Annotated in this window: 21 protein-coding genes; 20 read left to right on the top strand and 1 reads right to left on the bottom strand. The window is 64.5% G+C overall.

The annotated features are described in order from the left end of the window. Positions 1–34: 34 nt before the first annotated feature. The 15 genes from NLR35_RS27555 to NLR35_RS27485 all read left to right on the top strand — a co-directional run bounded on the left by NLR35_RS27555 (position 35) and on the right by NLR35_RS27485 (position 15,882). Positions 35–1,795 carry a DUF3363 domain-containing protein gene (locus NLR35_RS27555; RefSeq protein WP_257169683.1) on the top strand — a complete coding sequence of 587 codons (1,761 nt, stop codon included), beginning with the start codon at positions 35–37 and terminating at the stop codon, positions 1,793–1,795. Positions 1,796–1,813: 18 nt separating this feature from the next. Further along, on the top strand, positions 1,814–3,802 hold the full coding sequence (locus tag NLR35_RS27550; RefSeq protein ID WP_257169682.1) for a conjugal transfer protein TraG: 1,989 nt from the start codon (positions 1,814–1,816) through the stop codon (positions 3,800–3,802). Positions 3,803–3,812: 10 nt separating this feature from the next. Next, positions 3,813–4,241, top strand: coding sequence for a CopG family transcriptional regulator (locus NLR35_RS27545; RefSeq protein ID WP_257169681.1), 429 nt, complete (start codon positions 3,813–3,815; stop codon positions 4,239–4,241). Positions 4,242–4,394: 153 nt separating this feature from the next. Beyond that, the gene (locus NLR35_RS27540; RefSeq protein WP_257169680.1) at positions 4,395–4,922 is read left to right on the top strand and encodes a CopG family transcriptional regulator; all 528 of its coding nucleotides are present in this window, start codon (positions 4,395–4,397) and stop codon (positions 4,920–4,922) included. A 43-nt stretch (positions 4,923–4,965) separates the two neighbouring features. Further along, the gene (locus NLR35_RS27535) at positions 4,966–6,330 is read left to right on the top strand and encodes an MFS transporter (protein ID WP_257169679.1); all 1,365 of its coding nucleotides are present in this window, start codon (positions 4,966–4,968) and stop codon (positions 6,328–6,330) included. Positions 6,331–6,651: 321 nt separating this feature from the next. After that, on the top strand, positions 6,652–7,572 hold the full coding sequence (trbB, locus tag NLR35_RS27530) for a P-type conjugative transfer ATPase TrbB (RefSeq protein ID WP_306577765.1): 921 nt from the start codon (positions 6,652–6,654) through the stop codon (positions 7,570–7,572). A 2-nt stretch (positions 7,573–7,574) separates the two neighbouring features. After that, positions 7,575–7,892, top strand: a complete 318-nt coding sequence (locus NLR35_RS27525) for a TrbC/VirB2 family protein (protein ID WP_374940867.1) — start codon at positions 7,575–7,577, stop codon at positions 7,890–7,892. Further along, the gene (locus NLR35_RS27520; RefSeq protein WP_257169677.1) at positions 7,892–8,155 is read left to right on the top strand and encodes a VirB3 family type IV secretion system protein; all 264 of its coding nucleotides are present in this window, start codon (positions 7,892–7,894) and stop codon (positions 8,153–8,155) included. Before NLR35_RS27525 ends, NLR35_RS27520 begins: the two co-directional genes overlap by 1 nt. A gap of 8 nt (positions 8,156–8,163) precedes the next feature. Continuing rightward, positions 8,164–10,605 (top strand): conjugal transfer protein TrbE, encoded by a 2,442-nt coding sequence (gene trbE / locus NLR35_RS27515; RefSeq protein WP_257169676.1) that lies wholly within the window; start codon positions 8,164–8,166, stop codon positions 10,603–10,605. Next, positions 10,602–11,330 (top strand): P-type conjugative transfer protein TrbJ, encoded by a 729-nt coding sequence (gene trbJ, locus NLR35_RS27510; RefSeq protein ID WP_257169675.1) that lies wholly within the window; start codon positions 10,602–10,604, stop codon positions 11,328–11,330. The genes trbE and trbJ overlap by 4 nt, the downstream gene beginning before the upstream one ends. Before the next feature lie 211 nt (positions 11,331–11,541). Then, positions 11,542–12,765, top strand: a complete 1,224-nt coding sequence (trbL, locus tag NLR35_RS27505) for a P-type conjugative transfer protein TrbL (protein WP_257169674.1) — start codon at positions 11,542–11,544, stop codon at positions 12,763–12,765. Position 12,766: 1 nt separating this feature from the next. Further along, positions 12,767–13,450 carry a conjugal transfer protein TrbF gene (gene trbF / locus NLR35_RS27500; protein WP_257169673.1) on the top strand — a complete coding sequence of 228 codons (684 nt, stop codon included), beginning with the start codon at positions 12,767–12,769 and terminating at the stop codon, positions 13,448–13,450. Beyond that, the gene (trbG, locus tag NLR35_RS27495; RefSeq protein WP_257169672.1) at positions 13,447–14,415 is read left to right on the top strand and encodes a P-type conjugative transfer protein TrbG; all 969 of its coding nucleotides are present in this window, start codon (positions 13,447–13,449) and stop codon (positions 14,413–14,415) included. Before trbF ends, trbG begins: the two co-directional genes overlap by 4 nt. Next, positions 14,412–15,614, top strand: a complete 1,203-nt coding sequence (locus NLR35_RS27490; protein WP_257169671.1) for a TrbI/VirB10 family protein — start codon at positions 14,412–14,414, stop codon at positions 15,612–15,614. The genes trbG and NLR35_RS27490 overlap by 4 nt, the downstream gene beginning before the upstream one ends. 10 nt (positions 15,615–15,624) lie before the next feature. Further along, positions 15,625–15,882 (top strand): DUF2274 domain-containing protein, encoded by a 258-nt coding sequence (locus NLR35_RS27485; protein ID WP_257169670.1) that lies wholly within the window; start codon positions 15,625–15,627, stop codon positions 15,880–15,882. A 71-nt stretch (positions 15,883–15,953) separates the two neighbouring features. Here the strand turns inward: NLR35_RS27485 and NLR35_RS27480 are convergent, their stop codons facing one another. Next, a complete protein-coding gene (locus NLR35_RS27480) occupies positions 15,954–18,365 on the bottom strand; it encodes a heavy metal translocating P-type ATPase (protein ID WP_257169669.1) in 2,412 nt (803 codons plus the stop codon). 302 nt (positions 18,366–18,667) lie between these two features. On the opposite strand from NLR35_RS27480, the gene NLR35_RS27475 reads away from it, so the two are divergent. The 5 genes from NLR35_RS27475 (at position 18,668) to NLR35_RS27455 (ending at position 24,728) form a co-directional block, all read left to right on the top strand. Next, the gene (locus tag NLR35_RS27475) at positions 18,668–19,024 is read left to right on the top strand and encodes a hypothetical protein (RefSeq protein ID WP_257169668.1); all 357 of its coding nucleotides are present in this window, start codon (positions 18,668–18,670) and stop codon (positions 19,022–19,024) included. A gap of 96 nt (positions 19,025–19,120) precedes the next feature. Continuing rightward, a complete protein-coding gene (locus NLR35_RS27470; protein WP_257169667.1) occupies positions 19,121–19,513 on the top strand; it encodes a FixH family protein in 393 nt (130 codons plus the stop codon). Between the two features lie 82 nt (positions 19,514–19,595). Further along, positions 19,596–21,029, top strand: a complete 1,434-nt coding sequence (locus NLR35_RS27465) for an efflux RND transporter periplasmic adaptor subunit (RefSeq protein WP_257169666.1) — start codon at positions 19,596–19,598, stop codon at positions 21,027–21,029. Then, on the top strand, positions 21,026–24,217 hold the full coding sequence (locus tag NLR35_RS27460; RefSeq protein ID WP_257169665.1) for an efflux RND transporter permease subunit: 3,192 nt from the start codon (positions 21,026–21,028) through the stop codon (positions 24,215–24,217). The genes NLR35_RS27465 and NLR35_RS27460 overlap by 4 nt, the downstream gene beginning before the upstream one ends. 55 nt (positions 24,218–24,272) lie before the next feature. Further along, a complete protein-coding gene (locus tag NLR35_RS27455) occupies positions 24,273–24,728 on the top strand; it encodes a cupredoxin family protein (protein ID WP_257169734.1) in 456 nt (151 codons plus the stop codon). The last annotated feature ends 5 nt before the right edge of the window (positions 24,729–24,733 follow it).

The following is a 24,733-nucleotide window of genomic DNA, read 5'->3' as shown; positions in this document are numbered from 1 at the left end:
CCGTAGCTGAAGCCTCCGCCGTGAGGCACCGCGCATGAGCACGCACGAGCGCGAGTTCCGCATCCGTCCGGGGCGCATTCGCCAGGGGCGTAACCCTAAGGCGAAGAGCTTCATCAACCGCGTGCTGCGCGCAGCGAATGCGTCGGGTCACGTCGCTCCGTTCTCGGTGATCAATGGCCGCCATGCAGTGCGCGCCCATTCGACCTTTGGACGCGGCCGGATCAGCTTCAGCCGTGAGCGTCTGTTCGCCCCCGCGCGTCGCGTCACGGTCAAGGCCCGCATCGCAAGGCACAAGGGCCGGGCGTTTCGGTCAGCACCTCTGGCGACGCATCTGGCCTATCTCAAGCGGGACGGGGTGACGCGCAGTGGCGAGCCGGCAAGGATGTTCGATGCCGCGGGTGATCAGGCGGATGAAGCCGGCTTCGAGGCGCACGGCAGGGGTGACCGGCATCATTTCCGGTTCATTGTCTCGCCCGAGGACGCGGCCGACATGGTGGACCTCCGAGCGTTCACCCGCGACCTGATGCGGCAGATGGAGGCCGATCTCTCGAGCCGGCTGGAGTGGATAGCCGTCGACCATTGGAACACGGATAACCCGCACATCCATGTGCTCGTCCGCGGCGTCGACGAGACGGGCGCGGATCTCGTCATCTCCCGCGACTATATCAGCCGCGGCCTGCGCTCTCGCGCCGAGGAACTGGTTGCGCTCGAGCTCGGGCCGAAGCCGGAACACGAGATCCGCCACGCGCTGGAGACGGAGATCACGGCCGATCGCTGGACGCGGCTCGATCGCGAGATCCGGATGGCGGCCGACGAGGTCGGCGCCATCGATCTTCGTCAAGACGTTCCTGGTCTTCCGGATCGGCAAGTCGTCGGACTGATGCGCGGACGTCTGCAATATCTCGAGCGCCTGGGGCTCGCGACGGCGGCCGGCTCGAACGAGTGGCTGGTCGAGCTCGGGGCCGAGCGGAAGCTCCGGGAGCTCAGCACGCGCGGCGACATCATCAAGACCATGCATCGGGCGTTCGCTGTCCGCGGCGAAGAGCGGGCTATCGCGGATTTCGCGATCGATGGCTTTGATGACCGATCGCCGATCGTCGGCCGGCTGGTCGACCGTGGGCTGCATGATGAACTGACGGGCGAAGCCTATGCCGTGATCGATGGCGTCGATGGCCGGGCGCACCATGTCCGCTTCCGCGGGGTTGAAGCCTTTGCGCAGGCGCCGGCGGTCGGAGGCATTGTCGAGGTCCGTCGCTTCGGTGGACCGGACGAGGCACGGCCCACTCTGGTGCTGGCGACGCGGTCGGATCTCAGCCTGGCCGATCAGGTCACGGCCGAGGGCGCGACCTGGCTCGATCATCGGCTGGTCGAGCGGGAGCCCATGCCGCTGGCCCATGGTGGCTTCGGGGCCGAGACGAGGGACGCGCTCCGGGCCAGGGCCGAGCATCTCGCAGATCAAGGCTTGGCCAGGCGGTTAGGTCAGCGGATCGTCGTCCAGCGGGATCTCTTGAAGACGTTGCGGCAGCGAGAGCTTGACGCTGTCGGCGCCAAATTGTCGGCCGAGCTCAAGGTCCCGCATCTGCCGGTCGCGGCCGGTGCGCCGATCGCCGGGACCTACCGCCAGCGGCTCGTACTCGCCTCCGGTCGCTTTGCCATGGTCGACAATGGTCTCGGCTTCTACCTCGTGCCGTGGTCGCGCGAGATCGATCACCGGCTCGGCAAGTCCGTCACGGGGCTCGCCAAGGCCGGCGGCATCGAGTGGCAGCTTGGTCGTAAGCGCGACCTCGGTCTCTAGTCCAATCGGGAGGGATACATGCCTGCGACCAAGATCCTCTGGGGGCAACTGCTTGCGGTCACGTTGATCGTTCTCGTCGCGATTTGGGGCGCGACCGAATGGACGGCGTGGCGGCTTGCGTTCCAGCCGCGACTGGGACCGGCGTGGTTCACCCTTGCGGGATGGCCGGTCTATTGGCCGCCCGCGTTCTTCTGGTGGTGGTTCGTCTATGACGCTTACGCGCCGGGTGTGTTCACCGAGGGCGCGGCCATTGCCGCGCTCGGGAGCCTCATGGCGGTCGCGGCCGCGATCGGCATGTCGGTGTGGCGGGCGCGGGAGGCACGTATCGTTGCGACCTACGGTTCGGCGCGATGGGCCGAGCCGGGGGAGGTGGAGAAAGCGGGGCTGCTCGGTGACGACGGTGTCGTGCTGGGGCGGCTCGGGCCACGCTATCTGCGTCACGATGGACCAGAGCATGTGCTGTGCTTTGCGCCGACGCGATCCGGCAAGGGCGTAGGACTCGTGGTGCCCTCGTTGCTGACCTGGTCAGGATCTGCCATCGTGCACGACATCAAGGGCGAGAACTGGCAGCTGACAGCCGGCTTCCGCGCGCGTCATGGCCGTGTCCTGCTGTTCGACCCGACCAATCCGAATGCCTCGGCCTACAATCCCCTGCTGGAGGTTCGGCGCGGAGCCTTCGAGGTGCGCGACGTCCAGAACGTTGCTGACGTGCTGGTCGATCCCGAAGGGTCGCTCGACAAGCGCAACCATTGGGAAAAGACCAGTCACTCGCTGCTGGTGGGCGCCATCCTGCACGTGCTCTATGCCGAGGCCGACAAGACCTTGGCCGGGGTCGCTGCCTTCCTGTCTGATCCGAAGCGGCCGATAGAGGCCACGCTCATGGTCATGATGGTGACGCCCCATCTGGGCGAGGCGGGGCCGCATCCGGTGATCGCGTCGACCGCGCGCGAGCTCCTGAACAAATCGGAGAATGAACGATCGGGCGTGCTGTCGACCGCGATGTCGTTCCTGGGGCTCTACCGCGATCCTGTCGTGGCCGAGGTCACCGGCCGCTGCGATTGGCGTATCGCGGACTTGATCGCGGGCGAGGAGCCGGCCACCCTGTATCTGGTGGTCCCGCCCTCGGACATCTCCCGCACCAAGCCGCTCATTCGTCTGGTGCTGAACCAGATCGGTCGTAGGCTGACGGAAGATTTGCAGGCGCGGGAGCGGCGCCATCGCGTGCTGATGATGCTGGACGAGTTTCCGGCGCTCGGTCGGCTCGACTTCTTCGAGTCTGCGCTGGCGTTCATGGCGGGCTACGGGATCAAGAGCTTTCTGATCGCGCAGTCGCTCAATCAGATCGAAAAGGCCTATGGGCCGAACAATGCGATCCTGGACAACTGCCACGTCCGTGTGAGCTTCGCGACCAACGATGAGCGGACCGCCAAACGCGTCTCGGATGCGCTTGGCACCGCCACCGAAATGCGCGCGATGAAGAACTATGCCGGTCACCGTCTGGCGCCTTGGCTCGGTCACCTCATGGTCTCCCGTCAGGAAACTCCACGGGCGCTTTTGACGCCGGGGGAAGTGATGCAGCTGCCGCCTGCGGACGAGATTGTGATGGTCGCCGGCGCACCGCCGATCCGGGCGAAGAAGGTTCGCTACTTCGAGGACCAGCGGCTGGTCTCACGGATCCTGCCGCCGCCGGCCATCGTCCGATCAGAGACGTTGCGGCGGGTAGACGACTGGTCGGCTCTGGTGCCGGTCGCGTCGGGGCTGTCCAAGTCCGAGGAGAGATCTGCCGTCGGCGCGGATCAGGCCAATGGTGGCTTGCGCCGGGAGCCGGAGTTGCCGGAGCACGTCGCGATCGCGAGTGAAGCGACAAGCGTCGATCCCGCAGACGAGTTCTCTCTCGTGCTCGATGACGACGACCAGATGCCACCTTCGAGCGGCGGGCGTGATTCCACGATGGCGGGTGTTGCGCGGCAAGCCGCGCTCGATCCCGGCGACGACCTCGGTCTATGAGGACAGTCCGATGCGCGATCGCATGAATGTCTACTTCCCGCCCGAGCTGCTGAAGCAGATCACGGAGCTCGCCGATCGCAAGAAGCTGTCGCGCTCGGCGATCGTGGAGGCAGCGGTGCTGTCGTTCCTGTCGCCCGACGGGGCTGACCGGCGCGAGGCGGCGTTCACCCGCAGGCTCGACCGGATGTCTCGGCAGATACAGCGCCTCGAGCGCGACGTCGGCATTCTCGCCGAGACGCTCGCGCTGTTCGTCCGCTTCTGGCTGACCGTGACGCCGCCGCTGCCGAACGAGGCGCAGTCTGCGGCGCAACTCAAGGGACGTGAGCGGTTCGAAGGCTTCGTCGAGGCGCTCGGCCGGCGCCTGCAGAAGGGGCAGAGCTTTTTGCGGGATATCCCGGAGGATTTTGTCAGGAAGCCGTCGGAGGAGCAGGGGGCTTGATTCCAAGTGTCGTTTGCCGCGGAGGCTGCGGGCCTGGCCGACGGTGCATCTGCGCCAGAGCTTCTTTTCATTCGCCTTACTGCGACAGTCGGCGGCTCATGCGTGCGATCAAGGGAGCGGTGATCTATCGACGGACCAAATGGGGTCCGAACGATGAAGAAAAAGATCACTCTGCAGCTCTCCGACGACATTCTCGAACGCCTCAAGAGCGCCGCCGGCGAGCGATGCGTGAACCGCGCGATCCTCGTCGAGAAGGCGCTGGATCGCTTCCTCGCCGAGCCGATGGATGGCGGAGCGCCGCCGCAGGACCGTCTTGCCGGCTTGGAACAACAGCTCGAGGGAATTCAGCGCGATTTGAGGGCGCTCAATGACACGGTCGCCCTTCACGCCCGCTATCACCTGGCGTTGACGTCGATTGCGCGCGACGGAGCTGCTCCAGCTTCGCCTGATGGTGTTGGCGAGGCACGTCATACTCGGCTCGGTGAGGTCGAGGTTCGCGAGCATGTAACGGTTGGTCATTCCTTCCAGCAGGAAGACGAGGACTTGCCGTTCGGTGCTCCGAGCCGGCGCGCAAGCCACGCTCGGACCGCTGCTCCGATCGCCGAAGTGTCCTGGGGCATGCCTGCCGCCGGGGAGGGCGGCGAGGATCCCTTTCGCCTTGCGCAGGAATCAATGCGCTGAGCACCAGCATGGAAGAGAGTCCCGGGAGATTAAACCGGACTACATGTTCGGCAGGAGAGGCGCTGACGCCAAGGTCTGTGGTGCCGCAATCCCCGGCTGGGCCCTCGTGGCTCTGGTGTTCATGCCATTCGCGGCTGGTTATTTCCTGTCGTACCTGTTTCGGACGATCAATGGTGTGGTCTCCGAGCGCCTCGCCTCCGAGCTTGGGCTGAATGCGGCCGACCTCGGTTTGATCACGGCGGTCTACTTCCTTGTGCTTGCGGCTGCCCAGATTCCTGTCGGTGTCATGCTTGATCGCTACGGTCCGCGGCGGGTTCAAAGCGCTTTGCTTCTGGTGGCTGCATTGGGCGCAGCCGCGTTCGCGCGGTCGACCGGACCGCTCTCTCTGCTCATGTCGCGCGCTGTGATCGGGTTGGGCGTCGCGGCGGCTCTCACGGCAGGCCTGAAGGCGATCGTTCTCTGGTTCCCGCGCGAGCGTGTGGCGCTCGTGAACGGGTACATGGTCATGCTCGGTGCGCTCGGCGCCGTCGCCGCCACGCTGCCGGCCGAAGCCGTTTTGGCTCGGACCGGATGGCGAGATCTGTTCGATATCCTGGCGGTGACCACAGCGGGCACGGCAATCCTGATTTTCTTCCTGGTCCCGGAGCGCGGCGTCGAAGGTCCCTCCGCAACAGCTGCAGGTGGTCTGCGCGATATTCTGACCGATAGGCGGTTCTGGAAGATCGCGCCGCTCTCGGGGGCCTGCATCGGATCTGCGTGGTCGATGCAAGGCCTCTGGGCGCCTGCCTGGCTGAAGGACGTGGAGGGCATGACACGGACGGAGGTGGTGACGGCGCTCTGTGCGACGGCAATCGCGCTGAGTCTCGGTGCCTGGCTGCTTGGCATGATCGCGAGTTGGACGCGCCGGAAAGGGATCAAGCCGGAGACATTGCTGGCGTTCGTGGCGGTCCTCTTCATCCTGGCTCAACTGACGCTGGTGTTCCGACTGCCCATTCCGTCGATCGGTCCGTGGTTGATGATCGCCATTGTTGGTTCGGCGACCGTACTGAGCTTTGCGATCATCTCGGATTACTTTCCGAAGGAGATGGCCGGGAGGGCCAACGGCGTTTTGAACGTCGTGCATTTTGGGTGGGGCTTCTTCGCTCAATACGGGACCGGCTTGTTGGTGGCGCAGTGGTCTCAACAAAACGGCCACTACCCCGTCGTTGCCTATCAGGTCGCGTTCGGTGTGAATGTTGCGCTACAGGCAGCCGCATTTGTTTGGTTCACGATTCCATCCGGAAGTAGGAAGCCGGAGTTGTCAGATGATCCACAAAGCTTTGTAGTTGAAGAGGATCTACGCGAGTCCGCATCGGCTTTCGAATTGCCGGTTCTGACCGAGGATCCGGCAACTCATGGCAGGTGGTGAGCACCACGGGCTAGAATTCGTCTTCAGCACCTCTGAAGGCTACAGCGCATCAAACTCGGATTGCACAAGCGTCCGCTCTCCATGGGGACGAAATGCGGCGGCGGCATGCACGGAGCAATGCGCGCGTCTGTCGGGCACTCGGTGGCCTGATCTACGCTTTTCTTCGCCAGGATACGCAGATAGCAGACACGGCCTTGCTCGGTTGGAGATCCTGCATTCTTTGATCGTCCCGTTCGCGCGGTGACGTGGGCACGCGTCACGAGTTGGAGATCAGGGGTGGCCAACATCGTTCAAACGCAGTTCGCTTCGCGTGGCGCACGGATGCTGCGGACCGCCTTGGGCCCCGCGATCGAGCTTCTTCTCGACGACGCGGCCGTTGTCGAGGTGATGCTCAATCCGGATGGCCGGCTTTGGATCGATCGCCTTGCATCGGGCCTGGCTGATACGGGCGAGACAGTGTCCGCCGCCGACGGTGAGCGGATCATCCGTCTCGTGGCTCACCATGTCGGGCTCGAGGTCCATGCCGGATCGCCCCGTGTGTCGGCGGAATTGCCGGAGACGGGCGAGCGGTTCGAGGGGCTGCTTCCGCCTGTTGTCGCTGCACCGACCTTCTCCATCCGCAAGCCGGCCGTGGCGGTCTTTACCCTCGGCCATTACGTCGCTGATGGGATCATGAGCTTGGTGCAGGCTAGAGGATTGCGGAAAGCTGTCCTCGATCGCTGCAACATCCTGGTCGCTGGCGGCACGTCGACAGGCAAGACGACGCTGACGAATGCGCTGCTGGACGTGGTCGCCGGCACCTCAGATCGCGTTGTGCTGATCGAGGATACCCGTGAGCTGCAGTGCCGCGCGCCCAATCTGGTGGCGCTTCGGACTAAGGACGGCGTGGCGTCGTTGTCCGATCTGGTGCGCTCGTCGCTTCGTCTGCGTCCTGATCGCATTCCGATCGGAGAGGTGCGAGGTCCTGAGGCCCTCGACCTGCTGAAGGCCTGGGGCACTGGGCATCCGGGCGGCATCGGAACCATTCACGCAGGCTCTGCGCTGGGCGCGCTCCGGCGGATGGAGCAACTCATCCAAGAGGCCGTGGTGACTGTGCCGCGCCCCCTGATCGCCGAGACCATCGACGTCATCGCTGTGCTGACAGGCCGTGGTTCGGAGCGGCGGCTGAGCGAGCTCGTGCGCGTCGAGGGGCTCTCTGAATCCGGAGACTACATTTTCGCACCCCTGGGAGATCACTGGTGACGATGCAGATGAGACCACAATCGGCGCGTTTTGCTGTAGCGGCGGCGCTCGCACTGCTGATCGATGCTCCGGCCCACGCGGCAGGATCAAACATGCCTTGGGAGCAGCCGCTCAATCAGATCCTGCTCTCGGTCGAGGGACCGGTCGCCAAGATCATCGCCGTGATCATCATCATCACGACGGGCTTGTCACTGGCATTCGGCGAGACGTCGGGCGGCTTCCGCCGGCTGATCCAGATCGTGTTCGGGCTCTCCATCGCCTTCGCCGCCTCGAGCTTCTTCCTGTCGTTCTTCTCGTTCGGCGGCGGGGTGGTGATCTAATGGATGACGAGGTCAAAGGATTCGCAGCTCCTGTCCATCGCTCTTTGACCGAGCCGGTCCTGCTCGGTGGTGCGCCGCGCTCGGTTGCGATCGTCAACGGCACGCTGTCGGCCGCGCTCGGCCTCGGGCTGCGGCTCTGGTTCTTCGGTCTGCTGCTCTGGCTCGTCGGTCACATGATCGCGGTGTGGGCCACCAAGCGCGATCCGTCCTTTGTCGAAGTCGTCCGCCGTCACCTGCGTATTCCCGGTCATCTCGGTCAGTGAGGCCTGCTATGTTCAATCTTGCCGAATATCGCCGTACTAACATCCGCCTTGCGGATTTTCTGCCTTGGGCGGCTCTGGTCGATGAGGGTGTCGTTCTCAACAAGGATGGCTCGCTGCAGCGGACAGCGCGGTTCCGGGGACCGGATCTAGAGAGCTCGGTCGAATCCGAGCTGGCCGCAGTCGCTGCTCGTCTCAACAACGCACTGCGCCGGCTCGGATCGGGCTGGGCTGTCTTCGTCGAGGCGCAGCGGCATTCGGCGGGAGCCTATCCGCCTTGCATGTTCCCGGATGCTGCTTCCGCCCTGGTCGATGCCGAGCGCAAGGCGCAGTTCGAGGAGGAGGGCGCCCACTACGAGTCGAGCTATTATCTGACGTTTCTGTATCTGCCGCCGCGTGAGGACGTGGCCCTTTCCGAACGCGTGCTGTACGAGGGCCGGCCGCAATCCGATGGCGTCAATGGCCGGGAGATCCTCCGCAGCTTCATTGACCGAACCGATCGCATCCTGCAGCTGATCGCGGGTTTTATGCCGGAATGCGGCTGGCTCGGTGATGACGCCGTGCTGAGCTATCTGCATTCGACCATCTCGACCCAGCGTCAGCGGGTTCGTGTTCCAGAAATCCCGATGCATCTGGATGGGCTGCTCGCGGACCAGCCGCTCACATGCGGGCTCGAGCCGATGCTGGGATCGGTTCATCTGCGCGTCCTGACCATCGTCGGCTTTCCCTCTGCCACCACGCCGGGAATCCTCGACGAATTGAACGGCCTTGCCTTCGCCTACCGCTGGTCGACGCGCGCGATCATGCTGGACAAGCAGGATGCCGTGAAGCTGATCACTCGCATTCGCCGGCAATGGTTCGCCAAGCGCAAATCTCTGGCGGCGATCCTGAAGGAGGTCATGACCAACGAGGCCGCTAGCCTCGTCGATACCGACGCCCACAACAAGGCTGTTGATGCCGATGCGGCGCTGCAGGACCTCGGCTCCGACGAGATCGGGCAGGCCTATGTCACGGCAACGGTGACGGTCTGGGATCCTGACCCGGCAAGAGCGGACGAGAAACTCCGGCAGGTCGAGAAGGTCATCCAGGGCCGCGACTTCACCTGCATGGCGGAGAGCGTGAATGCCGTCGAGGCTTGGCTGGGGGGCCTGCCGGGGCATGTCTATGCCAACGTCCGGCAGCCGCCGCTTTCGACGTTGAATCTCGCGCACATGATCCCGCTGTCAGCGGTCTGGGCCGGCGAGACCCGCGATCATCATCTGAAGGCGCCGCCGCTGTTGTTTGGCCGCACCGAAGGTGCAACTCCGTTCCGGTTCTCGCTGCATGTCGGCGATGTCGGTCATACGCTAGTGGTCGGACCGACCGGCGCCGGCAAGTCGGTGCTGCTGGCGCTGATGGCGTTGCAGTTCCGCCGTTATCCCGGCGCGCAGATCTTCGCCTTCGACTTTGGCGGCTCCATGCGGGTTGCGACGCTCGCGATGGGTGGGGACTGGCACGATCTTGGCGGCGCTCTGTCGGTCGAGACAGAGACGGCCGTGGCGCTGCAGCCCTTGGCTGGCATTGACGATGTGGGGGAGCGCGCCTGGGCGACGGATTGGATCGCGGGCCTCCTGGTGCGCGAGAAGATCGTTGTGACGCCCGAAGCCAAGGAACATCTGTGGTCCGCTCTGACCTCGCTGGCGTCGGCGCCTCTAGCAGAGCGGACTTTGACCGGTCTGTCGGTCCTGCTGCAGTCGAACAGTCTGAAGCGGGCGCTCAAGCCGTATTGCCTCGATGGCGCGCATGGACGCCTGCTGGATGCCGACCATGAGGCGCTCGGTAACGGATCGGTCCAGGCGTTCGAGACCGAGGGGCTGATCGGGACCGCGGCCGCACCTGCGGTGCTCGCTTATCTTTTCCACCGGATCGCGCGGCGGCTGGACGGCCGCCCGACGCTTTTGATCATCGATGAGGGCTGGCTCGCGCTGGATGACGCCGACTTCGCCGGGCAGTTGCGGGAGTGGCTGAAGACGCTGCGCAAGAAGAACGCCTCCGTTGTCTTCGCTACCCAGTCGCTCTCCGACATCGATGGCTCCCCGATAGCGCCTGCGATCATCGAGAGCTGCCCGACCCGGATCATGTTGCCGAATGAGCGGGCGATCGAGCCGCAGATCACCGCGATCTATCGCCGCTTCGGACTGAACGATCGGCAGATCGAGCTCGTCAGCCGTGCGGTGCCGAAGCGCGACTATTACTGCCAGTCGCGTCGGGGCAACCGGATGTTCGAGCTCGGCCTTGGTGAGATCGCGCTGGCCTTTGTGGCCGCCTCGTCCAAGGCGGATCAGGCGGCCGTCTCGGAGGTCTGCGCCACCGCCGGGAAGGAGGAGTTCGCATCCGGCTGGCTCCGGTACCGCAATGCGGGCTGGGCTGCGGATCTCATTCCAAGTCTCGACAATCTGGAGGCCCGCTCATGATCCGGTCCGTCAGATGGGCGGCATCCGCCGCGGTGGTGCTCCTGGTCTCGGCCACGCCGCTGCGGGCGCAGCTGGTTGTGTTCGACCCCAACAATTATGCGCAGAACGTGCTGACAGCCGCGCGTGAGCTGCAGCAGATCAACAATCAGATCCTGTCGCTGCAGAACCAGGCGCAGATGCTGATCAACCAGGCGAAGAACCTGGCGAGCCTGCCATACTCCTCGCTGGCGCAGCTGCAGCAGTCGATCCAGCGCACGCAGGATCTGCTCAAACAGGCACAGCGGCTGGCCTACGACGTGCAGCAGATCGATCGCGCGTTTGCGACGACTTATGCGCCGGCGACGAGCAATGCGACCGCCCAGGACCTCGTCAACAACGCCCAGTCGCGGTGGCAGACCTCGGTGGCTGCGCTGCAGGATGCGCTGAAGGTGCAGGCCGGCGTTGTCGGGAATCTCGATGTTATCAGGAGCCAGTCAGCGGCTCTGGTGACGGCGAGCCAAGGCGCGACCGGTGCGCTGCAAGTAACCCAGGCCGGCAACCAGATCCTGGCATTGCAGGCGCAGCAGCTCGCAGACCTTACGGCTGCGGTTGCGGCACAGGGCCGCGCACAGAGCCTAGATACGGCGCAGCGCGCGGCTGCCCAGGATCAGGGACGCGAGCAACTGCGGCGCTTCCTGGCGCCAGGGCAGGGCTACCAACCCTCGAACGTGCAGATGTTTCACTGATGGCAGACCTTCGATGCCGATGGCTGGTGGCGGCCGTGGTTGCTGCTGGCGCTTCGATCAGTCTCGCATCTTGCGTCATCCCGCTCCGGGGAGACGGCGGTGCGCACGGTGCGTCGAGACGGCACAACGCTGCGCTCGTGCCGGAGAACCAGCCTCGCTCCTTTGATGAAGCGCAGCGGCTCTCTCTGCCACAGGTCGGGGAGAGCGGGCGATGACCGGGACGGGGGTGATCGACCAGTTTCTGGAGACCTTTACCCGAGCGATCGACTCCGGCTTCGGCCTGCTCGGCGGCGAGGTCGGCTATCTCGCGACCACGCTGGTTGCGATCGATATCACATTGGCGGCGCTGTTCTGGGCGTGGGCTGGCGAGGACGACGTCATCGCCCGCCTGGTGAAGAAGACCCTGTTCGTCGGTGTCTTCGCCTATCTCATCGGCAACTGGAACAGCCTTGCCCGCATCGTCTTCGAGAGCTTCGCTGCGCTCGGCTTGAAGGCGTCGGGCTCGGCGCTGTCGACGGCCGAGTTCCTGCGGCCGGGCAAGATCGCCCAAGTCGGCCTCGATGCCGGGCGGCCGCTGCTGCAGGCGATCTCGAGCCTGATGGGCTATGTCAGCTTCTTCGAGAACTTCGTCCAGATCGCGGTTCTCCTGTTTGCCTGGATGGTGGTGCTGCTCGCCTTCTTCATCCTGGCGATCCAGCTCTTCGTCACCCTGATCGAGTTCAAGCTGACGACGCTCGCCGGTTTCGTGCTGATCCCGTTCGGCCTGTTCGGCAAGACCGCGTTTGCTGCCGAGCGCGTGCTCGGCAACGTGATGTCCTCCGGCATCAAGGTTCTGGTGCTCGCTGTCATCTCCGGCATCGGCTCGACCCTGTTCGCCCAGATCACGCAGGCCGCAGCGGGTGATCAGCCGACGATCGAGAGCGCCATGACCCTGGTGCTGGCCTCGCTGTCGCTGCTCGGCCTCGGGCTGTTCGGGCCCGGCATTGCCAATGGTCTCGTCTCCGGCGGACCCCAGCTCGGGGCAGGGAGCGCCGCCGGCACGTCGCTGGCCGCGGGCGGCCTCGTTATTGCGGCTGCCGGTGCCGCAGCGGGGACCGTTGGACTCGCGGGCGGCGCCATCGCGGGCTCTGGCCGTGCCGCGACTGCTCTCCGCTCTGGAGCGTCCGCCTTGCGCGGAGGAAGTGCAGGCGGAACTGAGGAGGCGGGGTCTGTTGCGAGCCCGCTCCGTCAGCGGACAGCGGCCGAGAGCGCCGGCACCGCCATCTCCGGCCAGGCCGAGAGCCACGGCACGAGCGCCACGTCGCCGCGATGGGCGCAGCGGGTGAAGGCTGCGCGCGCCATTCACCAGGGCGCTTCAACGACGACGCAGGCCGTACGCAACGCCGAGCAAGGCGGACAGGGCGGCTCGGTCGATCTCTCCGAGGGGAAATCCTGACATGTTCAAGCGTCCGTCTGTTCATTATGGCAGCACGCCGGAGCCGGTTACGCCCTATCAAAGGGCTGCGCAAGTTTGGGACGAGCGTATCGGCTCGGCGCGCGTGCAGGCCAAGAATTGGCGGCTGATGGCGTTCGGCTGTCTGGGGCTCGCCGCAGGATTTGCATCGGCCCTGATCTGGCAGTCCACCCGCGGCACGGTGACGCCTTGGGTGGTCGAAGTTGGTCATCTGGGCGAGGTCCAGCGCGTGGCGCCCGCCATTGCGGATTACAAGCCGACGGATCCGCAGGTGGCCTTCCATCTCGCCCGTTTCATCGAGGATGTCCGCGGCCTGCCCGCCGACGGCATCGTGCTGCGCCAGAACTGGCTGCGCGCCTATGACTTCGCGACTGATCGCGGCGCGGCCGCACTTAACGACTACGCCCGGTCCAACGATCCGTTCACGAGGCTCGGCAAGATCCAGGTCTCGGTCGAGGTCTCCAGTGTGATCCGGGCTTCGCCCGACAGCTTCCGGGTCGCCTGGGTGGAGCGCCGCTACGAGAACAGCGCGCAGAGCGCGACAGAGCGCTGGACCGCGATCCTCACGATCGTGCTCGCCATGCCTGACAATACCGACCGGCTGCGCAAGAACCCGCTCGGTGTCTATGTCCATGCCATCAACTGGTCGAAGGAACTGTCGCAATGACCAAGCCGATCGCCGGGCCATCACGCGCGCGATGGATGACTGCGGTTGCGATCATCATTCCGTTGAGTGGCTGCGCAACGACCTCGCCGCCCAAGATCAGCTACGACAGCGACGTACCCGCTCTGCCTGCACCGCCTGCCGTTGTGGACGACAGGATCAAGCCTCTGCATCTGCCGCCGCCGTGGAAAGTGTCCTTGGGCGGCAGGAGCGGCGCCAAGGAAGAGACGGATCCGCTGGATCGGGTCGAGATGGCCAATAGCGCCGCGCGTGCGGAGCCAAGGAAGCGGGGGTATTTCAACGCGGCGCAGATCTATGCCTACAGTCCCGGCGCGCTCTATCAGGTCTATGCAGCGCCAGGGCAGATCACCGATATCATGCTCGAGGAAGGTGAGCAGCTCACGGGCTCCGGTCCGGTCTCCGCCGGTGACACGGTACGCTGGGTCGTTGGCGATACCGAAAGCGGGGCAGGCGACACTCGCCGCGTCCACATTCTGGTCAAGCCGACGCGTGCGGCCATCGAGACCAATCTCGTCGTCAACACCGACCGGCGAACCTATCTGATCGAGCTGCGGTCCCGTGAAAAGCCCTACATGCCAGCCGTCGCCTGGTACTATCCGCAGAATACGGAGACCAGAGCGCGGCAGGCGATGCTGAGGCCAGAGCTGCCCGATCCGGCGCAACGGCGTTTCCGATATCGGATCGAGGGCGACGACCCGCCTTGGAAGCCGGTCAATGCTTATGACGACGGCCGCAAGGTCTATATCGAATTTGCCCGCGGCATCGTGCAGGGCGAGTTGCCGCCGTTGTTCATCGTTGGTGCTGACGGATCGCCCGAGCTCGTCAACTACCGGACCTTCCGCAACGTGATCATCGTCGATCGGCTGTTCGCCGCGGCTGAATTGCGCCTCGGTGGCGAGTCGCAGCAGAAGGTCAGGATCGTCAGGACTGATGGAGCGTCCCAGTGACCGGCGAGAACGAGGCGGCGCCGGCCTCGCCCGTGACGTCGGCAACGGACCAGGCGGGGCAGCGCGCAACGGCGATGCGCCTGAAGGGAGATCCGCCACCGATCACCCGTCTGTCACGCAAGGTCCTGGCGGGCGGGAGCGCGCTGGCCCTGCTATTGATCGCAGGGGCCGTCATTTGGGGGTTGCAGGCCAACAAGCCGCGACAGGCCGGTCCCGACGAGCTTTATAGCACCGATCATCACGAAATGGCCGATGGGATCTCGGGGTTGCCGCGCGACTACGCCAGCGTTCCGAAAGATGTTCCCAGCTTGGGGCCGCCGCTTCCCGGTGATCTCGGCCGACCAATGCTCGCAGCGCAAGGGCAGGCATCCGCCGTTCCGGATCAAGATCAGCAACGTCGCGATCAGGAGACGGAGGCGGCGCGCGTCAGCCGGCTGTTTGCAACGACCACCGTCCGAGAGACGCAGCCGCCGGTGAATCCGACGCCGGCCGCTGATCGGCCGGGTATTCCGCCCACGATGGAGGATCCATTTGCCCAAAACGGGCAGGATCGGAAGCTCGCCTTTGTCAATGCGCCGGTCGATCGCCGGACAACGAGTCCGGACCGCATCACGCGGCCGGCTTCTCCTTACGTGATCCAGGCCGGCACCCTCATTCCCGGCGCTCTGATCACCGGCATCCAGTCCGATCTGCCGGGACAGATCACCGCCCAGGTCACCGAGAACGTCTTCGATACTCCGTCGGGACGTGTCCTCTTGGTGCCTCAGGGAGCGCGGTTGATCGGAGTTTACGATAGCCAGGTGACCGCCGGGCAATCGCGCGTACTGCTCGTTTGGACAAGGTTGATCATGCCCAATGGCCGCTCGATCGTACTTGAACGGCAGCCGGGGGCTGATGCGGGCGGCTACTCAGGTCTGTCCGACGAGGTAGATAATCATTGGAAGCAGCTCGTTGGTGCTGCACTGCTGTCGACGTTGCTTTCGGTCGGGAGCGAGGTGAATGGCGGCGCGAACCAGAACACCAATAACGCCGCGATCATCCAGGCGCTGCGCCAGGGCTTTGGCAATGCCATGAGCCAGACTGGCCAGCAGTTCGTGCGGCAGCAGATCAACACCCAGCCGACCCTGACGGTGAGACCGGGATTTCCGGTGCGGGTCATCGTCAACCGGGATCTCGTGCTCGAGCCGTATCGTGGATAGGAAACAGCGCATGAAGCTGAAGATAACAGCGTTGCCGGACGAGAGGCCGGTCAAGATCACGGTGGAGATCCCAGCGGGAGTACATCGCGACCTGCTGATTTATGCCGAGCTCATTGCATCTCAGTCCAGTCAAGAGGTTGTAGATCCCGGCCGCTTGATGGTCGCCATGGCCAGGCGCTTCATGGGGGCGGATCGTACATTCTTGAAGTTGAAGAGCCGGTCGACAGAGCCCTCCCTCAACAAGCAATCCACTCGTTCATCGAATTAGCTGCGCACGGAGCCGTTTGGAGCACCGTGCGCAAAATGACATGCGTCCTGGTCGCGCCTCGAGCAGTCGCTTCAAATCCGTACTGTCCTCAGGCGTAGTGCGTTGCCGACCACGCTCACCGAAGACAGCGCCATCGCCGCTGCCGCGACAATGGGCGACAGCAGAAGCCCGAACGTAGGGTAGAGCACGCCGGCGGCAATAGGGATTCCGGCCGCGTTGTAGGCGAAGGCAAAGAAGAGGTTCTGCCGAATGTTGCTCATCGTTGCGCGCGACAGGCGCCGGGCGCGGATGATGCCGGTGAGGTCACCCTTCAGGAGGGTGACGCCGGCGCTTTCCATTGCGACGTCCGTCCCGGTGCCCATCGCGATGCCGACCTCGGCGGCGGCCAAGGCCGGCGCGTCGTTGACGCCGTCGCCCGCCATCGCGACGATCCGCCCTTGCTTCTGCAGCTTGGCGACCACGGCGCTCTTCTGATCGGGCAGGACCTCGGCTTCCACGTCGGCGATCCCGAGCCGGCGCGCCACGGCCTCGGCGGTGGTCCGGTTGTCGCCGGTGAGCATGATGACCTTGACGCCTTCTGCTGCGAGGTCACGCAGCGCTTCTGGTGTGGAGCTCTTGACCGGATCGGCGATCGCCATGATGCCTGCGAGTTTGCCGTCCACCGCCATGTTGATGACGGTCGCACCTTCGCCGCGCTGGCGCTCGGCCTCTGATTCCATCGATGAGACGTCCACTCCTTGCGAGCGCATGAAGGCGGCGTTGCCGAGCAGCACTTTCTTGCCGTCGACCGTTCCGAGTGCCCCCTTGCCGACCGGTGAATCGAATTCCTGCACCTCGGCCGTCTGGATGCCTCGCTCTTTGGCTGCGTTCACGATCGCATCGGCGAGAGGATGCTCGCTGGCGCGCTCGACACTGGCGGCGAGCCGCAGAACCTCGGCTTCCGAGTAATCTTTGGCTGGGATCACGGCGACGACCTTCGGCTTGCCTTCCGTCAGGGTGCCCGTCTTGTCCACGACGAGGGTGTCGATCCGCTCCATCCGTTCGAGAGCCTCGGCGTTCTTGATCAGGACGCCGGCCTGGGCACCCCGTCCCACGCCGACCATGATCGACATCGGAGTGGCGAGCCCGAGCGCACAAGGGCAGGCGATGATGAGGACGCTGACGGCGGCGACGAGCCCGAACGTGAGACGCGGCTCGGGACCATACGCCGCCCAGGCGGTGAACGCAGCGAACGCAATCACGATGACCGCTGGCACGAACCAGCCGGCGACTTGATCCGCGAGGCGCTGGATCGGCGCGCGGGAGCGCTGTGCTTGCGCCACCATCTGCACGATCTGGGACAGCATCGTATCACTGCCAACTTTCTCCGCGCGCATGACAAAACCACCCGAGCGGTTGAGCGTACCGGCAATCACCTTGCCGCCGACCTCTTTGCTGACGGGCATGGATTCGCCGGTCACCATCGATTCGTCGAGAGACGAACCCCCCTCGATGATCGCGCCGTCGACGGGGACTTTCTCTCCTGGCCGCACCCGCAGCCTGTCGCCGACCTGAAGCGCCGCAATCTGCACTTCTTCATCGGAGCCGTCGGCGCCGATGCGGCGTGCCGTTTTCGGCGCGAGGTCGAGAAGTGCTTTGATCGCGCCCGATGTCGCCTCTCGTGCTCGCAGTTCGAGTACCTGGCCGAGGAGGACGAGCACCGTGATCACGGCCGCGGCTTCGAAGTAGACCGCGACGGCTCCTTCATGCGCTCTGAAGGTGGCGGGGAAAGCGCCCGGCACGACGGTGGCCACCACGCTGTAGACCCACGCAACGCCAGTGCCCATGGCGATCAGCGTGAACATGTTGAGATTGCGGGTCAGAACCGATTGCCAGCCGCGGACGAAGAACGGCCAACCGGCCCACAACACGACAGGCGTGGCGAGAAGGAGCTGGATCCAGTTCGAGAGCGACTGATCGAGCCAGCTGTGTCCGCCGATGAGGTGACCGCCCATTTCGAGGATCACGACGGGGACGGCAAGCACGAGACCCGCCCAGAACCGGCGAGTCATGTCGATCAGTTCGGGATTCGGCCCGGCGTCTGCGCTGGCGAGTTCGGGCTCGAGCGTCATGCCGCAGATGGGACAATTGCCCGGCCGGACCTGACGGATCTGCGGATGCATGGGACACGTGTAGATCGTGCCGTCCGGCACGTCCGGCGGCGCCTGCTGCGCCTTCCCGTGGGCGTACTTCGCAGGATCACTTTCGAATTTCGTCTGACACCGCTCCGAGCAAAAATAGAAAGTCTCTCCAGCGTGCTCGAGCTTGCGGCGAGCGGTCGCGGGATCGACCTGCATCCCGCAGACGGGGTCCAACACCGTACCATCGGCGTGACCGTGTCGATGGTGGGAATGGTCGAGAGGGCGCGCATCGGCAGAGGAGTGGGAGTGCGCACGACCACGTCCGTGGTTCGTACCGGTCATTGCGGCGTCTTGCTTAACCATTGCTCGCTCCGTGCCTTGCAGGAATTACCCTGGGGGGGTATATGTTGGCCGTGCGGGAGGACATCAAGACTTTCGGTCAGAAGCGCTTCGACCGGATCAAAGGCCGAGTTCACGGGGTCCGGCGGTCCGTGCTGCCTGTCAGTGCCGTAAAATCGCCGAACTGGTGGATGTCCTAGACCAGATGCACCAACGGTAGCCGACGGCGCTCACGAATGCTTGACCCGGATCAAGGACTGCGTGGAATGCCGAGGTATGATAATGGGAGCCGCACTGCGGCCGAAAGGTAAGGTCAGTACATTTCCATGCGGCTCGTCCGTACCATCCTCGCATTCGCGATCGCCGTCTCGCTGGCGGTGCTGCCGCTCGGCGCCACGGCCGGCGCGCATGCGATGTCGTCGGACGGCATGAAGATGGCGGATCATGCCGATATGTCGATGGACGAATGCTGTCCGGATGACATGGACGCAAAGGCCTCTCACACCGACAGTCACAAGTGCGGAATGGGCTTCTGCTGTATCGGCGGCGCCATCGCACTTGGCGACGTGACGCCGATCGCTTTCGGTGTTGCTGCCGTATCAGCAAAGAAGCTTGCAATCCCCTCGGACCAGGTCGCCAACGTTCGCGGCGCCAGTCCTCCGTTCCGACCCCCACGAATCTGATCTCGCAGAATCCGCCGGGCAGCACGCTTGCTCGCGACGAATCTGACGTGTGCGCCTGCAGCGCCACGGCCGAGATCAATTCATGAGGACAGAACAATGCTTTCCAAGCTCACCACCGCGGCCCTTGCCGCCACCCTTTCGCTTGCCGCTTCGGTCGCCATGGCCGGCGCCGGCGACTTCGCTTTCGAGCCCGTTAGTCCGGAGATGAAAAAGGGCGACGACGTCACGCTCGCCGTTCGATTGATGAACAAGCGGACCGGCAAGCCGGTGTCGGATGCGGTCATCTTCAAGACCCGCGTCGACATGGCGCCCGACGGCATGGCCGATATGGAGTCGCCGGTTTCTCCGCTGCCCTCGAAAGAGCCGGGCGTTTACGCCTTCAAGACGGACCTGCCGATGGCCGGCCGCTATCAGGTGACGCTGTCGGCGAAGGTGCAGGGTGAGCCGGAGACGGTCACCGGGAAGGTCATCGTCAAGGCGACCAAGTGAGCGCTGGGGCGCCGCTCGGCGGCGCCCCGACATCCCCAATTCACGATCACATGGACGCGCTTGATCGCGCGCGGAACACGCCATGAAGACGCTGCGTCTCCTGACGACGGCCCTGGCGCTGGGCGGGGCCTTGGCTCTGGTCGGCTCCTGGCATCTGAACGGCGGGCCCTGGCCTGCACACGCCGACCTGACTTCTCCAGCGGCTGCCGCGGACGGAAGTCCACTTTACTACCGGGATCCCGGTGGAGCTCCGGCTTGGTCGGCGGTGCCGAAGAAGGACGCGCAAGGGCGCGACTATCTGCCGGTCTACGAAGATGGACCGGCGTTCGAGCAGCCGAAGGCGAAGTCGCAGCCGCAGGCGAATGCCTCGCGAAAGATCCTGTACTACCGCAATCCCATGGGACTGCCGGATACCTCGGCGGTGCCGAAGAAGGATCCCATGGGGATGGACTACGTCCCTGTGTACGAAGGCGACGAGACCGACGACGGCACGGTGAAGCTATCGCCGGGCAAGATCCAGCGCACCGGCGTGAAATCCGAGCCCGCCGAACGGCGCAGCATCAGCGTGGCGGTGAAGGCGCCCGGCACGATCCAGCTCGACGAGCGGCGAATCTCGGTGATCGCGATGCGCTCGGAGAGCTTCGTTCAGAAGGTTGCTGACGTCACGACCGGCACCCGCGTGAAGGCCGGGCAGCCGCTGATGGAGATCTACAGTTCTGCAATCGCGGCCGCCGCGGCGGAATACCTCTCCACGATCAACTCGAAAATCGTGGGGGGCGTGGAGTCCTACGGCCGCGGTTCGCGCCAGCGCTTGACCAATCTGGACGTTCCTGAGCCCGTGATCACCGCCATGGAGAAGTCCCATGTCGCGCCCGTGACCGTGCAATGGACCGCGCCGCGCGACGGAATCGTGCTCGAACGCAACGCGGTGGAGGGCATGCGTGCCAATCCCGGCGACGTGCTGTTCCGGATCGCGGACATTTCGCTGGTGTGGGCGCTGGTCGACGTCGCCGAGCGCGACCTCGGCACCATCGCGGTGGGACAACCCGTCTCGATCCGAGCTCGCAGCTTTGCGGGCCGGACGTTCTCCGGAAAGATCGCCGTGATCTATCCGCAGGTGAACAAGGACACCCGCACCGCTCGCGTTCGGATCGAGCTTTCCAATCCGGACGTAGCCTTGCTGCCGGACATGTATGTCGATGCCGAGATCAATACGGCCGATGCCTCTCCGGTCGTTGCGGTGCCGGAGAGTGCGGTGCTCGACACCGGCGCTCGGCAGGCCGTTCTCGTCGACAAGGGCGAAGGCAAGTTCGAGCCGCGGGACGTGAAGCTTGGACGCCGGGGCGGCGGCTACATCGAAATCCGTGACGGTCTCAAGGAAGGTGAGACGGTCGTCACCTCCGCGAACTTCCTGATCGATGCAGAAAGCAACCTCAAAGCCGCCCTGAAGGGCTTCGCCGACGGGAGCCCGTCATCGGATGCCACGGGTGGACATGCCCATGGAGAGCACAAATGATCGCCCGCATCATCTCCTGGTCGGCGCGCAACCTGCTGCTCGTCCTGTTCGGCACCGGCTTCGCGGCGGCCGCTGGACTCTACGCGTTGGTCCATCTCCCGCTCGATGCCATCCCGGATCTCTCCGATACGCAAGTGATCGTCTATACCGAGTATCCCGGCCAGGCACCGCAGGTGATCGAGGATCAGGTCACTTATCCCCTGACCACGGCCATGCTGACGGTGCCGAAGTCGAAGGTGGTGCGTGGATTCTCGTTCTTCGGCGTGTCGTTCGTCTATGTGATCTTCGAGGACGGCACCGACATCTACTGGGCGCGCTCGCGGGTCATGGAGTTCCTGAACAGCGCCACCTCGCGTTTGCCTGCCGGCGTTACACCGACGATCGGTCCCGACGCCACCGGTGTCGGCTGGGTCTACCAGTACGCTGTGATGTCCAAGGAGCTGAACCTCGCTGACACGCGCACGATCCAGGACTGGAATCTCAAATTCGCGCTGGCCAAGGCGGGCGGCGTCGCCGAGGTCGCCAGTATCGGCGGCTTCGTCAAGCAGTACAACGTGATCCTCGATCCGCAGCGGATGCGCGACCGCGGCATCAGCATGCAGAAGGTTCGGGATGCGATCCGGGCTTCGAACGCCGACGTCGGTGGTCGGACCGTGGAGCTCTCCGAGTTCGAATACGTCATCCGCGGCAAGGGCTACCTCAAGAGCATCAACGATCTCGGCAACATCGTCCTGAAGACCTCCGGCGGCACGCCTGTGCTGTTGCGCGACGTTGCCAGCGTCGAGCTCGGGCCCGACGAGCGGCGCGGCATCGCCGAGCTGAACGGCGAGGGGGAGGTTGCCAGCGGCATCGTGCTGCAGCGGTTCGGTGTCAACGCGCTGGACGTCATCGAGAACGTCAAGGCGCGGTTCAAGGAGATCGCCAGCAGCTTGCCGAGTTCGGTCGAGATCGTGCCGGTCTACGACCGCTCTAACCTGATCTACGCCGCGATCGACACCCTGAAGCACACCCTGCTCGAGGAAAGCATCGTCGTGGCGATGGTCTGCGTGGTCTTCCTGCTCCATGTCCGCAGCGCGCTCGTCGCCATCCTGATGCTGCCGGTCGGCGTACTGATGGCATTCGGCGCGATGAAGCTGCTGGGCCTCGGCTCCAACATCATGAGCCTCGGCGGCATCGCGATCGCGATCGGCGCCATGGTGGATGCGGCCATCGTCATGATCGAGAACGCCCACAAGCATCTGGAGCGGGCCAAGCCCGGTCAGTCGCGCGTCCAGGTGCTGATCGATGCGGCCTCGGAGGTCGGGCCGGCGCTGTTCTTCAGTCTGCTCATCATCACCGTATCGTTTATGCCGATCTTCACGCTGGAGTCGCAGGAGGGGCGTCTGTTCAGCCCGCTCGCGTTCACCAAGACGTTCTCGATGGCTGCAGCCGCTTTGTTGTCGGTGACCCTTGTGCCCGCGCTGATGATCATCTTCGTTCGCGGCAGGATCGTTCCAGAGCACCGCAACCCCATCAACCGCTTCCTGATCTGGATCTACCGGCCGGTCATCAAGGGTGTGCTACGGGCGAAGACGTTGGTCATCCTGGCCTCGCTGGCCGTGCTGGCCATTTCGATATGGCCCGCGCGCCAGCTCGGGACCGAGTTCATGCCATCGCTGAACGAGGGCACGCTGCTCTATATGCCGACCACGTTGCCGGGCATCTCGGTCACCAAGGCGGCCGAACTGATGCAGACGCAGGACCGGATCATCAAGTCGTTCCCGGAGGTCGCCTCGGTCTACGGCAAGGCGGGACGAGCGGCGACCGCGACCGATCCTGCTCCCACCGAGATGTTCGAAACCGTAGTCAACCTGAAGCCGAAGGAACAGTGGCGCCCTGGCCTCACCGTCGATGGGCTGATCGCGGAGATGGATAAAGCGCTGCAATTCCCCGGCGTGTCGAACGCCTGGACCATGCCGATCAAGGCGCGCATCGACATGCTCTCGACCGGGATCCGAACGCCGATCGGCGTCAAGGTGATGGGTACAGATTTGGTCGAGATCGATAGGCTGGCCAAGCAGATCGAGCGTGTCATCAAGGCGGTCCCCGGGACGTCGTCCGCCTACGCCGAGCGCGGCATCGGCGGCTACTATCTGGAGATTGCGCCCGATCGCGAGGCGCTCGCCCGCTACGGCATCCTGATCCAGGATGTCCAGGACACGATCGCCGCGGCATTGGGTGGCCAGACGGTGACCACGACGGTCGAAGGCCGGCAGCGGTTTACGGTCAACATGCGCTACCCCCGCGACCTCCGCGACAATCCCAAGGCCATCGCCAGCGACATTCTGGTGCCGATGCCGGCGGGCGGTGCTGTGCCGCTGGGCGAGGTGGCAACGGTCGAGCCGGCGCGCGGACCGACCTCTATCCGCACCGAGAATGGGCAGCTGGCGACCTACATCTACGTCGACATCAGGGATCGGGACATCGGGAGCTACGTCGCCGACGCGCAGCGCGCCGTGACCGAAAGCATTCAGTTTCCGGCCGGATACTACGTGGTCTGGAGCGGTCAGTATGAATATCTGCAGCGCGCCGCGGCCCGTCTGAAGATCGTCGTGCCCGTGACGCTGACAATCATCTTCCTGCTATTGTACCTCAATTTCAGGGCTCTGACAGAGACGATGATCGTCATGCTCTCGCTTCCGTTCGCGCTGGTGGGCGGCATCTGGATGATGTGGTGGCTCGGCTTCAATCTGTCGGTTGCCGTCGCTGTCGGATTCATCGCGCTCGCAGGTGTCGCCGCCGAGACCGGCGTGGTGATGCTGATCTATCTTGATCACGCGCTCGCCGAGGTCAGGGCGTCGCGAGCTGCCGAGAGCCGCGCGCTCACCCGGCAGGATCTCCATGCGGCGATCATGGTAGGAGCTGTCGAGCGCGTGCGTCCGAAGATGATGACGGTGGTGGCCATCATGGCGGGCCTGCTGCCGATCATGTGGAGCACCGGCACGGGCTCCGAGATCATGCAGCGCATCGCGGTGCCGATGATCGGCGGCATGATCTCGTCGACTCTGCTGACATTGATCGTCATCCCGGCCATCTTCGGCCTCGTGAAGGGCCGGGGCCTCCCGCCCGGCGGGGCGGGCGACGTCGCCCTTGAGGGGCTTCCCAACCAAACCACGAGACCGGCGCCCGTTCCGCAAGCGGCCGAGTAGGCCGAATCTGTGTCTTTTATCACCACGACAACTAGGAGATTGAGTCTTGAATAGGATCTCTCGTATCGGAACGCTCGCTGTCGCTGTCTGTCTAGCGACCGCTACGGCCTCACGCGCCCATGAGCACGGCAATCACGCATCCTACTCGGCCGGAGAGCCAGGCGATCCGGCGCAGCCCGCGCGTACCATCGAGATCGCGATGAATGAGATGGATTACGCGCCGAGCCGCATCGAGGTGAAGCGGGGCGAGCAGATCAGGTTCGTGCTGCGCAACGTGGGGACTGAGGATCATGAATTCCTGCTGGCGACCACAAAGGAGAATTTGAAACACGCGGCCGTGATGAGGAAGCATCCGCACATGGAGCACGACGAGCCGAACGGTGTCCGCGTCGGGCCGAAGAAGACCGCGGAGGTGCTGTGGAAGTTCACGAAGCCCGGGACATTCGAATTTTCGTGCCTCATTCCGAACCATCGGGAGTTCGGGATGACGGGACATGTGACGGTCAAGTAAACGGA

Origin of the sequence: Bradyrhizobium sp. SRS-191, assembly GCF_024586915.1 — a bacterium.
Classification (GTDB): domain Bacteria; phylum Pseudomonadota; class Alphaproteobacteria; order Rhizobiales; family Xanthobacteraceae; genus Bradyrhizobium.
The sequence above is the reverse complement of the archived record's forward strand: the minus strand, read 5'-3'. Positions and strand labels throughout refer to the sequence as shown.

Coding starts and splice junctions, on each gene's coding strand:
- NLR35_RS27480 (WP_257169669.1), bottom strand. CDS start 18,365: ATGGTTAAGCAAGACGCCGCAATGACCGGTACGAACCACGGACGTGGT.
- NLR35_RS27520 (WP_257169677.1), top strand. CDS start 7,892: ATGGATGACGAGGTCAAAGGATTCGCAGCTCCTGTCCATCGCTCTTTG.
- NLR35_RS27550 (WP_257169682.1), top strand. CDS start 1,814: ATGCCTGCGACCAAGATCCTCTGGGGGCAACTGCTTGCGGTCACGTTG.
- trbB (WP_306577765.1), top strand. CDS start 6,652: ATGCTGCGGACCGCCTTGGGCCCCGCGATCGAGCTTCTTCTCGACGAC.
- NLR35_RS27525 (WP_374940867.1), top strand. CDS start 7,575: ATGCAGATGAGACCACAATCGGCGCGTTTTGCTGTAGCGGCGGCGCTC.
- trbG (WP_257169672.1), top strand. CDS start 13,447: ATGACCAAGCCGATCGCCGGGCCATCACGCGCGCGATGGATGACTGCG.
- trbE (WP_257169676.1), top strand. CDS start 8,164: ATGTTCAATCTTGCCGAATATCGCCGTACTAACATCCGCCTTGCGGAT.
- NLR35_RS27475 (WP_257169668.1), top strand. CDS start 18,668: ATGCGGCTCGTCCGTACCATCCTCGCATTCGCGATCGCCGTCTCGCTG.
- NLR35_RS27540 (WP_257169680.1), top strand. CDS start 4,395: ATGAAGAAAAAGATCACTCTGCAGCTCTCCGACGACATTCTCGAACGC.
- trbL (WP_257169674.1), top strand. CDS start 11,542: ATGACCGGGACGGGGGTGATCGACCAGTTTCTGGAGACCTTTACCCGA.
- NLR35_RS27470 (WP_257169667.1), top strand. CDS start 19,121: ATGCTTTCCAAGCTCACCACCGCGGCCCTTGCCGCCACCCTTTCGCTT.
- NLR35_RS27555 (WP_257169683.1), top strand. CDS start 35: ATGAGCACGCACGAGCGCGAGTTCCGCATCCGTCCGGGGCGCATTCGC.
- NLR35_RS27535 (WP_257169679.1), top strand. CDS start 4,966: ATGTTCGGCAGGAGAGGCGCTGACGCCAAGGTCTGTGGTGCCGCAATC.
- NLR35_RS27485 (WP_257169670.1), top strand. CDS start 15,625: ATGAAGCTGAAGATAACAGCGTTGCCGGACGAGAGGCCGGTCAAGATC.
- NLR35_RS27460 (WP_257169665.1), top strand. CDS start 21,026: ATGATCGCCCGCATCATCTCCTGGTCGGCGCGCAACCTGCTGCTCGTC.
- trbJ (WP_257169675.1), top strand. CDS start 10,602: ATGATCCGGTCCGTCAGATGGGCGGCATCCGCCGCGGTGGTGCTCCTG.
- NLR35_RS27465 (WP_257169666.1), top strand. CDS start 19,596: ATGAAGACGCTGCGTCTCCTGACGACGGCCCTGGCGCTGGGCGGGGCC.
- trbF (WP_257169673.1), top strand. CDS start 12,767: ATGTTCAAGCGTCCGTCTGTTCATTATGGCAGCACGCCGGAGCCGGTT.
- NLR35_RS27545 (WP_257169681.1), top strand. CDS start 3,813: ATGCGCGATCGCATGAATGTCTACTTCCCGCCCGAGCTGCTGAAGCAG.